Genomic DNA, 13,453 nt, shown 5'->3' with positions numbered 1-13,453 from the left:
CGTAGCACAATATATCCATAATTGCTACTCAAAAACACCATTTACATGCCTACATACTGGACGCAAAATCGCCGCTTTTTTCAACAAAGCCAAATACTTACCTGACTCTGTCAGGGGTAACTTCGGGTTAGAAGCCGGATGCGGCGAGGTCGATCGACCGGCGCAGCATCACCATGGTCGCCTCGGGCGTGAAGAAGCCGGCATGCGCCGTCAGCGTGACGTTGTCGAGCGCCAGCAAGGGATCGTCGGCGGGCGGCGGCTCGGGCGCGAAGACGTCGAGGCCGGCGTGGCGGATATGGCCTGACCGCAGGCAGTCGACCAGCGCCGCCGCATCGACGATCGCGCCGCGGGCCGTGTTGATCAGGATGGCGCCCCGCTTCATCTGGTTGAGCCGGTCACGACTCATGAAGTGCCGCGTCGCATCGTTGAGCGCCACGTGCAGGCTGACGATGTCGGACTGCGCCAGCAGCGCCTCGAGCGCCACCAAGGGAACGCCGGGATCGGCCACCGGCGAGCGGTTCCACGCAAGCACCTGCATGCCGATGCCGCGCGCCAGCCGCACCATCTCGCGGCCGATGCCGCCCAGGCCGACGACGCCCAGCGTCTTGTCGAAAAGCTGCATGCCCTGCAGCGGCTTCCATGTCCCGGTCCGGACGGCGCGGTCCATCGCGGCCACTTGGCGCGCCGCGGCGAAGATCAGTCCCATGGCGTGCTCGGCGACCGTGGTGTCGCCATAGCCGCTGATGGTCGACACCTTGATGCCCAGCTCGCGGGCTGCCGCCAGGTCGATGTAGCTCGCAGCACCACTGCCAAGGAAGACGATGTGACGCAGGCTCGGGCAGCGCTGCAGCTGCTCGCGCGGGAAGTAGGTCGCGTCATTGATGCAGGTATCGTAGCCCTCGATGACCGCCGGCAGCTTCTCGGGGTCGACCGGCGTCAGGTTGATGGCGATCGCCGGATCGGTGTCACGCACGATCCGCTGCCACAGGCGCAGCATGTCGGGGTTGGCGTCGACGAAGATGGTCTTGGGCATCCTCTTTCCCCACGGGTGATGCCCCATCCTGCATGAAAACCCGCCTACTGGAAGCGGTCGCGCTTCAACTTCGATTCGTCGAACCGGAAGAGGTCGCGCGACAGCGGCAGACCGGTGTGGATGTTGCTGAGCGTCACCGCGATGGGCACGTTCTTGGAGTCCCACACCGTCCAGCCCTTGAGCAGCATCGGGTCGTCCGCGAACACCATCTCGACCCGGCCCTCCTGCGGCCGCTTGGTCTGGATGAGGTTGACGCGCAGCTCGCCGTTGGCGCGGGTGACGCCGGTCACGGTCAGGTCACCGCCGTTCAGCCTGACCCGCTCGGCGGCCAGGAAGCTGGCCGACGTCCAGCCGATCGGCCACTGGCTCATGCTGCGGTCCTTGAAGTCCGCCATGGTGACCTGCGAACCATCGGCCACGATCAGGATCGTGGCCGGCGGGTCATACTCGAAGCGCATGCGGCCCGGCCGCTGCAGATACAGCGTGCCCGGCGCGACGCGGCCATCGCTGCCGGTCTGGATAAACCGCGCCTGCAGGGTCTGGATGCTGTTGAGGTACTGCTCGATGCGCTGCACCTCGGCCTGCTGGTCGACCGGGACGACCGGCGGCGGGACTTCCTCGACCTGGCGGCGGGGCCGGCGCGGCGTCTGCTGGTGGGCGGGCGGTGTCTGGGCCTGCGCCGCAGCAGCCACATGAAGCGCAAGCCGGCCATCGACGACGGGCGTCAGCAGCCAGGCCGATGCCGCCATGGCCAGCGCGCCCAGGCCCAGGGCGAGGCGATATGTAGCGGGACGATTCATCACGTGATCCTTCCGACGTCCACCCCCTGCTTGATGGGAATCGATCGCGGCGGAATCGGGGCAGGCGCAGCGACGTCAGGCCGCGTCGCCGTCGATGTCCCGGGCCAGCACCTCGCGCTTGCCCACCGAGTTGGCCGGGCTGACCACGCCTTCGCGCTCCATGCGTTCCACGATCCGCGCCGCCCGGTTGTAGCCGATCTGCAGGTGGCGCTGGATGAAGCTGGTCGAGCATTTGCGCTCGCGCGCCACGACGGCGATGGCCTTGTCGTAGAGCTCGTCGGCCTCGCCTTCCTCGGCACCGCCGCCACCCTCGCCGTCGCCGCCGCCCCCGCCGCCCTCGGCGTCCTCGGTGATGGAGTCGAGATATTGCGGCTGGCCCTGGAAGCGCAGGTGCTTCACCACCTTCTCGACCTCGGAATCACTGACGAAGGGCCCGTGCACGCGCACGATGCGGCCGCCGCCGGCCATGTAGAGCATGTCGCCCTGGCCCAGGAGCTGCTCGCCGCCCTGCTCGCCCAGGATAGTGCGGCTGTCGATCTTGGACGTCACCTGGAACGAGATGCGCGTGGGGAAGTTGGCCTTGATCGTGCCGGTGATGACGTCGACCGACGGGCGCTGCGTGGCCATGATCACATGGATGCCGGCGGCGCGCGCCATCTGCGCCAGGCGCTGCACCGCGATCTCGATGTCCTTGCCGGCCACCATCATCAGGTCGGCCATCTCGTCGATGATCACGACGATGAACGGCAGCGACTCCAGGTTCATCGCCTGGTCTTCGAAGATCGGCTTGCGGGTGTCGGGATCGACGCCGGTCTGCACCGGTCGCAGGATCTCCTCGCCGGCGTTGCGCGCTTCGGTCACCCGCTCGTTGTAGCCCGCGATGTTGCGCACGCCGAGCTGGCTCATCGCGCGATAGCGGCTCTCCATCTCGCGCACGGTCCATTTCAGCGCCACGACGGCCTTGCGCGGCTCGGTGACCACCGGCGTCAGCAGATGCGGAATGTCCTGGTAGACGCTGAGCTCCAGCATCTTGGGGTCGATCATGATGAACTTGCAGCGATCGGGCGGCAGCCGGTAGAGCAGCGACAGGATCATCGTGTTGATCCCGACCGACTTGCCCGAGCCGGTGGTGCCGCCGATCAGCAGGTGCGGCATGCGCGCCAGGTCGGCGATCACCGGCCCGCCGCCGATGTCCTTGCCCAGCACCAGCGGCAGCTGCAGGCGGCCGTCCTCGTAGTCCTTGGCGCCCAGCAGCTCGCGCAGGAAGACCATCTCGCGCTTGGCGTTGGGCAGCTCGATGCCAATGACATTGCGCCCCGGCACGGTGGCGACGCGCACGCTGACGGCGCTCATGGAGCGGGCGATGTCGTCGGCGAGCCCGATCACGCGGCTCGACTTGGTGCCCGGCGCCGGCTCGAGCTCGTAAAGCGTCACGACAGGACCGGGGCGCACCTTCACGATCTCGCCCTTGACGCCGAAATCCTCAAGCACGCTTTCCAGCAGCCGCGCGTTCTGCGCCAGCGCATCCTCATCGATCTGGGCCACCGGCGAGCGCGGCGCGGCCGCCAGGATATCGAGCGCCGGCAGCTGGAACTCCTGGGTCAGGGCAAGCTGCCGCTGACGCTCGGCTTCGGCACGCCGGCCCGGCTGCGGCGCGGCACGCTTCTCGACCTTGGGCGCTGCGGCTGCTGCCGGTGCCGCAGCGGCCTCGGCAGGCGGTGGCGCTGCCGCTTCGGCCGCCTGTCGACGCGGCATCTGCAGGATCCGCGCGCTGGGCGACGGCTGGGCCGCCGGCTCCGTCGCGGGAGCCGCGGCCGCAGGTGGCGGCACCGGTGCCGACTCGACCTCGGGCGGACTCTGAGGATCGACCGGCGGCGCGGCCTGGCCGAAAACCGGCTCGACACGGCTGGGGCCGGCCTGCCGGCGCAACAGGCGCGAGACGAGCTCGGTGAGCGGCGCCAACCGCGACGGCCGGCGCGCAGCCTCGCGCGGCACCAGCGGCGGGATGTCCAGCGACGAGGGTGTCGGCGGAATGGGCTCGACCGGCTTGAGATCGGCGATCGGCGACAGCGGCGCGTCAACCATCAGCGAGGACCGCGGCGGCAACGGCTGGTCATCGTCGGGAATGCCGGTGAAACGGGCCGGGTCATACTGCGACGCATCGATCTCGCCGGGCACCTCGGCGTAGCCGATGGCCGGCTCCGGCGTATCGTCGGCCGGCATCTCGCGCTCGGGACGGCCGCGCCACACCTCGATGCCGGCGCGCAGCAGCATCTTGGCCAGGCTCAGCGGCAGCAGCACCACGCGCAGCACGATCGGCAGGTGGCCGCGCTTCATGCCGATCACGGGCACCATCAGCAGGACCGCCATCAGGGCCGTGAGCGGCGACAGGAAGTCCAGCAGCCAGCCGTCGGAGTGGGTCAGCGTCAGCTCCCGGAACCGGGCGGAGAGCGCCGCGCCGGTGACACCGCCGGGACCCGCATGCGGCGTCCAATGGCCGATCGCATCGAGCGCTGACGCGGCGCTGGCGCCGAGCAGCGTCGCGAGCAGCAGCAGGGCGACCCGGAGGCCGAAGAAGGGCAGCGCATGCCGGCGCACCAGCATGAGGCCCCACGCTCCCAGGGCCACCGGCACCAGAAGCGAGCCCAGGCCCAGGCTCTGCATCATCAGGTCGGCGAAGGTGGCGCCAGCCACACCGAAGAGATTGCGCGGCGCAAAGCCGGTGGAGCGGCTGAGCGACGGATCGGTCGTGTGGTAGGTCAGCAGCGCGCCCAGCGCCACGATGCCGATCGCCGCCACGGCGAGCCCGACGATCTCCATCGCCCGGCGCCGGAAGAACAGGGCCGCGCCGCTGGGCAGGAACCTGCCTGCGGTCGAGGCGGAATGTCTGAGGCTCGCCAGTGCCATGGCCTACAACAACTCCGCGATGCGTGTGATCGCCGTGCGCGTGGTCTCCAGATCGTGCACCAGGGCGACGCGGATGTAGCGGTCGCCGGGGTTCACGCCGTTGATCTCACGTGCCAGATAGCCGCCGGGCAGCACCTTGACTCCACCTTCGGCCCACAGCCGGCGGGTGACGGCCTCGCCGCCGCCGACATCGAGCCACAGGAAGAAGCCGCCATCGGGCGTGAAATAGCCGCCCTTGTTGTGAAGGATCGATTTGGCGAGCTGAAACTTGGCACGGTACTCGCCGCGGATCGTCTCGACATGCGCTTCGTCGCGCCACAGCGCGGCCGATGCGTTCTGGATCGGGATCGGGATCTGCACGCCGCCATAGGTCTTCCAGCGCAGCATCATGGCCACGATCTTGGGATCGCCGGCCACGAAGCCGCTGCGCAGGCCGGCCGCGTTGGAGCGCTTCGAGAGCGAGTGGAAGACCACGACGTTGGCGAAGGGATCGCGGCCGCCCGTCTCATCCATCGCCAGCGCCGCCTGCAGCCCGCCGGCCGGCGCCGCGCCGTTGTAGATCTCGGCGTAGCACTCATCGATCGCCAGGATCGCGCCGTGGCGCCGGCACTGGTCGATCAGCTTCTGCAGGTACGGCAGCGTGGCCATCGCGCCCTGCGGATTGCCGGGCGAGCACAGATAGACCAGCGCCGTGCGCTTCCACGTGTCGGCCGGCACCGCATCGAAATCCGGCATGAAGCCGTTGCCGGCATCGGCATTCATGAACACCGGCGCTCCGCCCGACAGCACCGCGGCGCCGAGATACACCTGATAGAACGGGTTCGGGATCATCACGATCGGCTGCGCGCCATCCTTGGACGGCGGCACCGCGACCGTGCCGATCGCAAAGACGCCTTCCTTGCTGCCGGCCAGCGGCAGCACATGCCGGGCCGGGTCGAGCACGCCATCGGCAATGCCGTAGCGGCGCTGCAGCCAGGCGACGATGGCCGCGCACAGATCCGGCGTGCCCTGGTTCGGCGGGTAGCGGTTGGACGTCGCCAGATCACGGCTCACGACATCGCGGGCGAATTGCGGCACCGGTCCCTGCGGCTCGCCGACCGACATGATGATGGGCTGCGCCGGCACCGGCAAATCGGCGATCAGCGCGCCGAGCCGCGCGAACGGATAGTCGTTAAGGTCGGTCTCAAGGCGGGGGTTGATCATTGCGCTCCGGCTTTCCTGTCGTGACAACCGGACGAGATTCGCGCCCCCCTTGGCGTCTGGCAACGCCGTGGTGAAATCATGACCCCTGCACCCCTTCCACAACCGACTGCAGGAGCGATCTTAAACGACAATTATATCAATAACAAGAAGAGGATAGAAGGTGTTTTTAACATGGAATTCAATGGCTTGCGTCGCACCCCGCCGGCAGCCCTCGCGAAAGCTGCCGGCGGCGCCCCGGACGCGCCGGCGGCAGTCGCTAGGCCGCGCACGGCGCCGCGCGGCGCACCCAGGTGATGCCGCGCACGGCTACCTGGCCGCGGGCATCGCGATCGAGCTGGGCGTTGATCTCGGCGCAGGTCGGAGTCTCGCCGAGCGGCCGGCCGCGTCCGTCCACCTGGACCAGGATCAGGCGATGCGTGCAGGATCCGGTGTCCGGGCACCCAGCTTTCTGCCGTGTCGCCGAATATTGCTGGAGGAACGCCGGCGTCCGCACATGCTCGGCAAGGGCAGCCTCGGCGCCGCCTTCGCGCGTGGGCCGGCGAAACGCCGCGGCAAGCGCGCTGCCTGTCGGATCAAAGGCCTCGACATAGCGCCCGCCCGTATCGCCACCGCCCGACGACGCGCCCGTCGCGCAGGCGGTCACGCCGAGAGCCAGGGTGAGCACCGCCGCGGCGCGAAGCGCGTTCTTCGACTTCATCATGAGATCTTTCCTTCCGCTGTCACCGATTGCCTGCCGCCGATCCAGCGGTGCTGACGATGGTCAGACACTTGGGCAGGTTGATGGCAGGTGGCAGGGATGGCACTGGCGCGCGTGCGCCGCGCAGCATTTGCTGGCGGCCTCGACACTGTCGGCGGAGCAGATCGCCACGGAAGTGGGCTTCGTGTCGGCGGCGACGTTGCGCGACAGGTTCCGCCGTGTGGTCGGCGTCACGCCAACAGCGTACAGACATGCGTTCGGTGGCCGCGTCGAGGCTGCAAAAGCCGCCGGCTGCATTCAGCACGAAGCAGCTCGATCATGACTGCAGCGGCCGTACGACGAGATGAGCATCCGGTGTCTGTGATGACGATATGCGGATGCTATCGGTTCATTTTGAACAGAATCGTTCGGACGATTCATGCGCGATGCAGCGGCCTGTTCATCACCAGCAGGACGGCAACGACACCTGAAGACGAGGATGTCTGTTTTGCTCTGAAGGACAGCTATGATACTTAGCGTACATATTGATGTGACTTATCGAATATATGCGAATGGAGGTCGCGGCCATGACGGGCGGGGCGATCCTGATCATTGAGGACAACGAGGATCTGCGCGACGAGATCGTCGACTACCTCTGCCGGCGCGGCCACGCCGCAAGCGGCTGCAAGACGCTGGCGGAAGCGCACGATTTCTGTCGCGAGCACGATCCTGCCGTCGTGGTAGCGGACATCCATCTGCCGGACGGCAGCGGCGTCACCTTTTGCCGCGACATGGCAGACACCTATCCCGATACCAGGTGGGTGCTGATGTCGGGCAACGCCGATCTCGTTCGCGAGGGCAATCGCGCCCGCACCTCTGCCTTTGCGGTCATCGACAAGCCGATCCCCTTGCGTACCCTGGACCGCTTCATCGCCGACGCAACCCAGCGCCGGTCACGCTGACCGCCCGGCCTGCGTCGTTCGCAGGCTGCGTCAGTGCACGCTTTCGCCGTGCAGGTTGATGTCGAGACCTTCGATCTCCTGCTCCGGCGTGACGCGCAGCCCGATGGTCGCGTCGATCACCTTGAGGATGACCAGGGTGCCGATCGCCGATAGCGCCACGCAGCAGACGATTCCGTAGAGCTGCGTGATGATCTGCGGGCTGTTGCCATCGATCAGGCCGCGCACATCCGGTCCAGCAATGGCGCTGGTGGCGAACACACCGACCATCACCGTGCCGAGCAGGCCGCCGACACCGTGCACGCCGAAGACGTCCAGCGAGTCATCGTAGCCCATGCGGCGCTTGAACGCCGTCGAGGCGTAGAAGCACCCCAGCCCCGCGACCAGGCCGATGATCAGCGCCGCGCCGATGTCGACATAGCCGGATGCCGGCGTGATCGTGCCGAGCCCGGCGACGGCACCGGAGGCGATTCCCAGAACGCTCGGCTTGCCCATCGTTGCCCACTCGGCGAACATCCACGCCAGCGCTGCTGTCGCGGCCGAGACATGGGTCACCGTCATCGCCATGCCGGCGCGCGCGTCGGCCGCCACGGCCGAGCCACCGTTGAACCCGAACCAGCCGACCCACAGCAGCGAGACGCCGACCACCGTCAGCACGAGATTATGGGGCGCCATGTTCTCGGTCGGATAACCGCGGCGCGGCCCGAGCACCAGCGCCAGCACCAGGCCGGCCACGCCGGCGTTGATATGCACCACGATGCCGCCGGCGAAATCGAGGACGCCGGCCTTCTGCAGGAAGCCGCCACCCCAGACCCAGTGCGCCACAGGGCAGTAGACCGCCAGCAGCCACAGCGCCATGAACCACAGCATCGCCGAGAACTTGATACGGTCGGCAGCGGCACCCACCACGATCGCCGGCGTGATGGCGGCAAACGTGAGCTGGAACATCATGAAGACGTTCTCCGGCACCGTCCTGGCTGCCTCGTGCACGCTGTCCATCTTCAGGCCCGCCATCAGGAAGCGGGACAGATCCCCGATGACGGCGCTGCCAGGCGTGAACACCAGGCTGTAGCCGACGACGACCCACAGCACCGACACCAGCGCAACCGTGGCAAGAGTCTGGGCGGTGGTGGCCAGCACGTTCTTCTTGCGCACCATGCCGGCGTAGAACAACGCCAAGCCCGGAATCGACATCAGCAGCACGAAGGCCGTGGCCACCAGCACCCACGCCGTGTCGCCGCTGTCGATCTTCACCTTGTTGTCGGCGGCGATGGCAAAGGTCGGCAGCATCACAAAAAACCCGACGGCAGCCGGCCGTCGGGCGCACGTCAGAAAAGCGGGCATCGCGCGTTCCCCCCATTTATTATCGGCTTGTCGGCAATTGTCAGATCGCGTCGGCGCCCGTCTCACCCGTGCGTATCCGCACCGCATGCGAGATATCGGTGACGAAGATCTTGCCGTCACCGATCTTGCCCGTGGCAGCCGCCTTCTGCACCGCCTCGACCGTGCGGTCGACGGCGTCGTCGTCGAGCACCATCTCGATCTTGACCTTGGGCAGGAAGTTCACGGCGTACTCGGCGCCGCGGTAGATCTCGGTCTGGCCTTTCTGGCGGCCGTAGCCTTTGACCTCGGTCACGGTCATGCCGTGAACACCAACCGCCGTGAGAGCCTCGCGGACCTCTTCCAGCTTGAAAGGCTTGATGATGGCGATAAGCATTTTCATGCGCGGCCCCGCTTGGCGATCCGACGGATCGCCCACCAATGAACCAAGGTCAGGATATCCGCCTAATTTTTGGACCGATACAAGAGACTGATATGAACGCGCGAATCGTCGCCTTGAGCACAATAAAGGCAAGTAGATTAATTTTTAGGCGAACAGGGATGTAGGGCAAAAAAACGCCCGGACACCGTGGACGGCGCCGGGCGTTGCAGGTGCCACCGGACGTGCGAGGCCCGGCGGCGGAGGGAACGCTGGCAGCCCCTGAGACCCGACCGACCTGCGGCCTGGGCCCCTCCACCCTCCATCCGCGTCGCGGACGGAGGGCGGGTGCCGCGCGCGGCGGCCCAGGGGCGGCGTTGAGCTCAGTGCACGGTTTCACCATGCAGGTTGATGTCGAGGCCTTCGATCTCCTGCTCCTGATCGACACGCAGGCCGATGATCACGTCGACGATCTTGAGAATGATGAAGGTAACGACCGCGCAGTACACGATGGTGACGGCAGCGCCATAGATCTGGGTCAGCACCTGGCCGGCGTTGCCATCGATCAGGCCGGCCGGCACCGGCTGGTTCTTCTCGTCGACCTTGCCGGTGATCAGCTGTGTGGCGAAGACGCCGGTCAGCACCGCGCCGATGAAACCGCCAATGCCATGCACGCCGAACGCGTCGAGCGAATCGTCGTAGCCCAGCATGTTCTTGAGCGAGGTCGCGGCCCAGAAGCAGACGACGCCGGCAACGATGCCGATGATCAGCGCCCCTGTCGGGTTGACGAAGCCCGAAGCCGGCGTGATCGCGACCAGCCCGGCAACGGCGCCGGAGATGACGCCCAGCACCGAAGGCTTGCCGCGTGCGGCCCACTCCGCGAACATCCAGCCCAGCGCCGCGGCCGCGGTGGCGATCTGCGTCACGGCCATCGCCATGCCGGCCGACGTGCCGGCGCTCACCGCCGAGCCGGCGTTGAAACCGAACCAGCCGACCCACAGCAGCGACGCGCCGATCACCGACAGCACGAGGTTGTGCGGCGCCAGGTTCTCGCTGCCGTAGCCCTTGCGCTTGCCCAGCACCAGCGCGCAGACCAGGCCCGCGACACCGGCATTGATGTGCACGACGGTGCCACCGGCGAAGTCAAGCACGCCCCAGTCGCCGAGGAAGCCGCCGCCCCACACCCAGTGGGCGATCGGCGCATAGACCAGGATCGACCACAGGCCCATGAACCACATCATCGCCGAGAACTTCATGCGCTCGGCGAACGCGCCCGTGATCAGCGCCGGTGTGATGATGGCAAAGGTCATCTGGAAGCACATGAAGACCGATTCAGGGATGGTCTTCGCCAGATCATGCACCGAATCGATCGCCAACCCGCGCAGGAAGAACCGGCTGAGATCACCCACCCAGGCGCCGCCCTTGGTGAAGGCGAGGCTGTAGCCGACGATCATCCACAGCACCGTGATCAGCGCCGTGATGGCGAAGCTCTGCATGGCCGTGGCCAGCACGTTCTTGCGACGGACCATGCCGGCGTAGAACAGCGCCAGGCCGGGGATGGTCATCATCAGCACCAGCGCCGTCGACGTCAGCATCCAGGCGGTGTCACCGGTATCGAGCTTGGGTGCCGGCGGCGCTGCAGGCGGGGTCGCCGGCGCGCCGGCAGCGGGCGCTTGCTGCGCCAGCACACTGGCCGAATAGACCGCCGTCAACGTGGCGCCCGCGGCCGCCAGCGCCACGGCGCGAACCTTCTGCATTGTCATCTTCTTGTCCCCTGTTCTCACAGCGCGTCGGCGCCCGTCTCGCCGGTGCGGATGCGCACCGCCTGCTCGACATTGGCCACGAAAATCTTGCCGTCCCCGATCTTGCCCGTGGCTGCTGTCTTCTTGAGGGTTTCGACCACCTGCTCGACCACACCGTCAGCGACCACCACCTCGATCTTCACCTTCGGCAGGAAGCTCACGGCATATTCTGCGCCGCGGTAGATCTCGGTCTGTCCTTTCTGTCTGCCGAAGCCTTTCACTTCGGTTACGGTCAGGCCCTGCACGCCGATCGCTGTGAGCGCTTCGCGCACCTCGTCGAGCTTGAACGGCTTGATGACGGCCATGATTAATTTCATCGGCATTCCCCTTATCCTCGGCAGGAGCGAGCCTCCCCAGCAGTGACGCACTGCGCCCGTGGCGAAACCTGACCGCTGACCTTCCGGGCCAGGCTGATCAAGAACCGTGCCAACGGCTCCTCAAGGAACAGCCTCGCCGCGACACGCTGCCTCTTGCCCGCCGGCATGCTTGGCGCCTGACGAAAAAAGGCGCACCTAGGGGCCGAAGAACTTGAACAGGAACGCGAAGATCGTGGCTGACGAGCAAGCAGCGGATGTCCTGATCATTGGCGCCGGCCTGATCGGCGCCACCTTGGCGGCCGCCTTGGGATCGGCCGGCTTGCGCGTCACGGTGATCGATCGCGTGGCGGGGCCGGCACAGGTCGCCCCGACATTCGACGGCCGCACGACGGCAATCGCGCACGGATCGCAGCGGGCGCTGGAGGCGATCGGGGTCTGGCCTGCTATCGCCCCCCATGCCGAGCCGATCCTCGACATCCGGATTTCGGACGGTCGTCTCGACCCGGCTGGCGGTCCGGCGCCCGTGTCCCGGCTGCATCTGCATTTCGATCATCGCCAGGCAGGCCGCGAGGGCGAGCCCGCCGCGCCGATGGGCCATATCGTGGAAAATCGTCACATTCGCGTGGCCTTGTTCCGCCGCCTGGAGACACTGCCGTCGGTGCGCGTGCTGGCACCGGCCGATGTCGCGACCACGGTCCGCAGCGAGGATGACGCCCGTGTGGCCCTGGCCGATGGCCGCAAGATCCGGGCGACGCTACTGGTCTCGGCCGAAGGCCGTGGCGGCGCATTGCGGGAACAAGCCGGAATCCGGCTGCTCCGAGCCGACTACCCTCAGACAGCCCTGGTGGTCACGGCAGAGCACGAGCTGCCGCATCGCGGTGTGGCGCAGGAGAAATTCCTGCCGGCCGGACCGTTCGCCATCCTGCCCATGACGGACGATCCGGACAGCGGCGCGCATCGCTCGTCGATCGTCTGGACGGAACACACCACGCTCGTGCCCACCTTGCTGCGTCTGCCCGAAGCGGAGTTTCAACACGAGTTCGTCCGCCGCTTCGGCGAGCATCTCGGCGCTGTCAAGGCGGTGGGGCCTCGCTTCTCATACCCGTTGTCGGTCCAGGCCGCCGAGCATTTCACCGCAACGCGCCTGGCGCTGGTCGGCGATGCTGCCCACAGCATCCACCCTATCGCCGGACAGGGCTGGAACCTGGGGCTGCGCGACGCCGCCGCGCTGGCCGAGGTTGTGGCCGACGCCTACCGCCTGGGCCTGGATATCGGCCATGCATCGGTCCTGGCAGACTACGAGCGCTGGCGCCGGGTCGACAGCCTGAGCATGATCGGCGCCACCGACACGCTGAACCGCCTGTTCTCCAATGATCTGGCGCCGCTGCGCGTGGTGCGCGATGTCGGGCTGGCCGCCGTGAACCGGCTGCCGCCGCTGCGACGGTTCTTCATGCGCCATGCGATGGGACTGGTCGGCGACCTGCCCAGGCTGATCAGGGGCGAGGCGTTATAGACGTCGTGCCACGAGCACGCCCGGGATCTGCCATCGCCGCCGCCGACCGGTCCCGTGCTGCCAGCGCCGCATTCTCCACGCGCACGCGATGGCGCAGCAGCAGCGCATTGAGGACCGACCAGACCAGCGCGATGGGCCAGGCGCCGAAAGCCAGCGGCAGCACGGCAATCTCACCGGCGACAACCCAATAGTTCGGGTGATTCAGCAACCGGTAGGGGCCTCGGCGGGCCAGCGGTGTGTCATCGAGGGTGATGATGCGGGTGGTCCAGAACGGCCCGAGGCTGGCCACGACCCAGACACGCAGCCCCTGCAGGGCGAAGAACACCGCGATCAGGAACCAGGACGGCTCGGTGGACCATGGCACGGTCAACGCCATCGCCAGCAGCCACGAGCCGTGCAGGAGAAAGAAGAGCGGATAGTGGCCGGCGCCGACCTCGCGTCCGCCCCGGGCCAGCAGACGGCGCGTGTTGCGTTGCGCCAGCGCCAGCTCCGCCAGACGCTGCAACACAACAAAGCCGAGCAGCCAGGCCAATGGTGTCATGGC

Annotated in this window: 13 protein-coding genes; 3 read left to right on the top strand and 10 right to left on the bottom strand. The window is 67.2% G+C overall.

Annotated features, from left to right (window positions below):
* Window positions 1-127 precede the first annotated feature (127 nt).
* The 5 genes from FHP25_RS30530 to FHP25_RS30510 form a co-directional block, all read right to left on the bottom strand.
* A complete protein-coding gene (locus tag FHP25_RS30530) occupies window positions 128-1,033 on the bottom strand; it encodes a 2-hydroxyacid dehydrogenase (RefSeq protein ID WP_147850770.1) in 906 nt (301 codons plus the stop codon).
* Between the two features lie 44 nt (window positions 1,034-1,077).
* On the bottom strand, window positions 1,078-1,833 hold the full coding sequence (locus FHP25_RS30525) for a LolA family protein (protein ID WP_147850769.1): 756 nt from the start codon (window positions 1,831-1,833) through the stop codon (window positions 1,078-1,080).
* Between the two features lie 75 nt (window positions 1,834-1,908).
* Entirely contained in the window at window positions 1,909-4,740 is a 2,832-nt protein-coding gene (locus FHP25_RS30520) for a DNA translocase FtsK (protein WP_147850768.1), read from the bottom strand.
* A gap of 3 nt (window positions 4,741-4,743) precedes the next feature.
* Window positions 4,744-5,943, bottom strand: a complete 1,200-nt coding sequence (locus FHP25_RS30515; protein ID WP_147850767.1) for an aminotransferase class I/II-fold pyridoxal phosphate-dependent enzyme — start codon at window positions 5,941-5,943, stop codon at window positions 4,744-4,746.
* A gap of 256 nt (window positions 5,944-6,199) precedes the next feature.
* Window positions 6,200-6,643, bottom strand: coding sequence for a hypothetical protein (locus FHP25_RS30510; protein WP_147850766.1), 444 nt, complete (start codon window positions 6,641-6,643; stop codon window positions 6,200-6,202).
* Between FHP25_RS30510 and FHP25_RS30505 the strand changes: the two genes are divergently transcribed.
* Together FHP25_RS30505 and FHP25_RS30500 are read left to right on the top strand one after the other, a co-directional pair.
* Complete coding sequence (locus tag FHP25_RS30505) at window positions 6,642-6,962, top strand: helix-turn-helix domain-containing protein (RefSeq protein ID WP_147850765.1); 321 nt, start codon at window positions 6,642-6,644, stop codon at window positions 6,960-6,962. The genes FHP25_RS30510 and FHP25_RS30505 overlap by 2 nt on opposite strands.
* A 229-nt stretch (window positions 6,963-7,191) precedes the next feature.
* Window positions 7,192-7,581 (top strand): response regulator, encoded by a 390-nt coding sequence (locus tag FHP25_RS30500; RefSeq protein ID WP_178133899.1) that lies wholly within the window; start codon window positions 7,192-7,194, stop codon window positions 7,579-7,581.
* Window positions 7,582-7,611: 30 nt separating this feature from the next.
* Here the strand turns inward: FHP25_RS30500 and FHP25_RS30495 are convergent, their stop codons facing one another.
* From FHP25_RS30495 to FHP25_RS30480, 4 genes are all read right to left on the bottom strand, one after another.
* Entirely contained in the window at window positions 7,612-8,922 is a 1,311-nt protein-coding gene (locus FHP25_RS30495) for an ammonium transporter (protein ID WP_147850763.1), read from the bottom strand.
* Window positions 8,923-8,962: 40 nt separating this feature from the next.
* Window positions 8,963-9,301, bottom strand: coding sequence for a P-II family nitrogen regulator (locus FHP25_RS30490; protein ID WP_147850762.1), 339 nt, complete (start codon window positions 9,299-9,301; stop codon window positions 8,963-8,965).
* A gap of 359 nt (window positions 9,302-9,660) precedes the next feature.
* Window positions 9,661-10,872: an ammonium transporter gene (locus FHP25_RS30485; RefSeq protein ID WP_231712537.1), complete on the bottom strand. Its 1,212-nt coding sequence runs from the start codon at window positions 10,870-10,872 to the stop codon at window positions 9,661-9,663.
* Between the two features lie 185 nt (window positions 10,873-11,057).
* A complete protein-coding gene (locus tag FHP25_RS30480; protein ID WP_147850760.1) occupies window positions 11,058-11,396 on the bottom strand; it encodes a P-II family nitrogen regulator in 339 nt (112 codons plus the stop codon).
* A gap of 232 nt (window positions 11,397-11,628) precedes the next feature.
* On the opposite strand from FHP25_RS30480, the gene FHP25_RS30475 reads away from it, so the two are divergent.
* On the top strand, window positions 11,629-12,909 hold the full coding sequence (locus FHP25_RS30475) for a UbiH/UbiF/VisC/COQ6 family ubiquinone biosynthesis hydroxylase (RefSeq protein ID WP_231712534.1): 1,281 nt from the start codon (window positions 11,629-11,631) through the stop codon (window positions 12,907-12,909).
* Here the strand turns inward: FHP25_RS30475 and FHP25_RS30470 are convergent.
* Window positions 12,890-13,450, bottom strand: coding sequence for an isoprenylcysteine carboxyl methyltransferase family protein (locus FHP25_RS30470; protein ID WP_147850759.1), 561 nt, complete (start codon window positions 13,448-13,450; stop codon window positions 12,890-12,892). The genes FHP25_RS30475 and FHP25_RS30470 overlap by 20 nt on opposite strands.
* Between the last annotated feature and the right edge of the window lie 3 nt (window positions 13,451-13,453).

This window comes from Vineibacter terrae, assembly GCF_008039615.1.
GTDB classification, from domain to species: Bacteria; Pseudomonadota; Alphaproteobacteria; order Reyranellales; family Reyranellaceae; genus Vineibacter; species Vineibacter terrae.
Note: the sequence above shows the minus strand (reverse complement) of the source record. Positions and strands in the feature narration are given on the sequence as shown.

What these genes read in the sequence shown, in the direction of transcription:
- FHP25_RS30490 (WP_147850762.1), bottom strand. Translation starts at nt 9,301, where the DNA reads ATGAAAATGCTTATCGCCATCATCAAGCCTTTCAAGCTGGAAGAGGTC.
- FHP25_RS30505 (WP_147850765.1), top strand. Translation starts at nt 6,642, where the DNA reads ATGAGATCTTTCCTTCCGCTGTCACCGATTGCCTGCCGCCGATCCAGC.
- FHP25_RS30530 (WP_147850770.1), bottom strand. Translation starts at nt 1,033, where the DNA reads ATGCCCAAGACCATCTTCGTCGACGCCAACCCCGACATGCTGCGCCTG.
- FHP25_RS30525 (WP_147850769.1), bottom strand. Translation starts at nt 1,833, where the DNA reads ATGAATCGTCCCGCTACATATCGCCTCGCCCTGGGCCTGGGCGCGCTG.
- FHP25_RS30510 (WP_147850766.1), bottom strand. Translation starts at nt 6,643, where the DNA reads ATGATGAAGTCGAAGAACGCGCTTCGCGCCGCGGCGGTGCTCACCCTG.
- FHP25_RS30470 (WP_147850759.1), bottom strand. Translation starts at nt 13,450, where the DNA reads ATGACACCATTGGCCTGGCTGCTCGGCTTTGTTGTGTTGCAGCGTCTG.
- FHP25_RS30515 (WP_147850767.1), bottom strand. Translation starts at nt 5,943, where the DNA reads ATGATCAACCCCCGCCTTGAGACCGACCTTAACGACTATCCGTTCGCG.
- FHP25_RS30500 (WP_178133899.1), top strand. Translation starts at nt 7,192, where the DNA reads ATGGAGGTCGCGGCCATGACGGGCGGGGCGATCCTGATCATTGAGGAC.
- FHP25_RS30495 (WP_147850763.1), bottom strand. Translation starts at nt 8,922, where the DNA reads ATGCCCGCTTTTCTGACGTGCGCCCGACGGCCGGCTGCCGTCGGGTTT.
- FHP25_RS30480 (WP_147850760.1), bottom strand. Translation starts at nt 11,396, where the DNA reads ATGAAATTAATCATGGCCGTCATCAAGCCGTTCAAGCTCGACGAGGTG.
- FHP25_RS30485 (WP_231712537.1), bottom strand. Translation starts at nt 10,872, where the DNA reads ATGCTGACGTCGACGGCGCTGGTGCTGATGATGACCATCCCCGGCCTG.
- FHP25_RS30520 (WP_147850768.1), bottom strand. Translation starts at nt 4,740, where the DNA reads ATGGCACTGGCGAGCCTCAGACATTCCGCCTCGACCGCAGGCAGGTTC.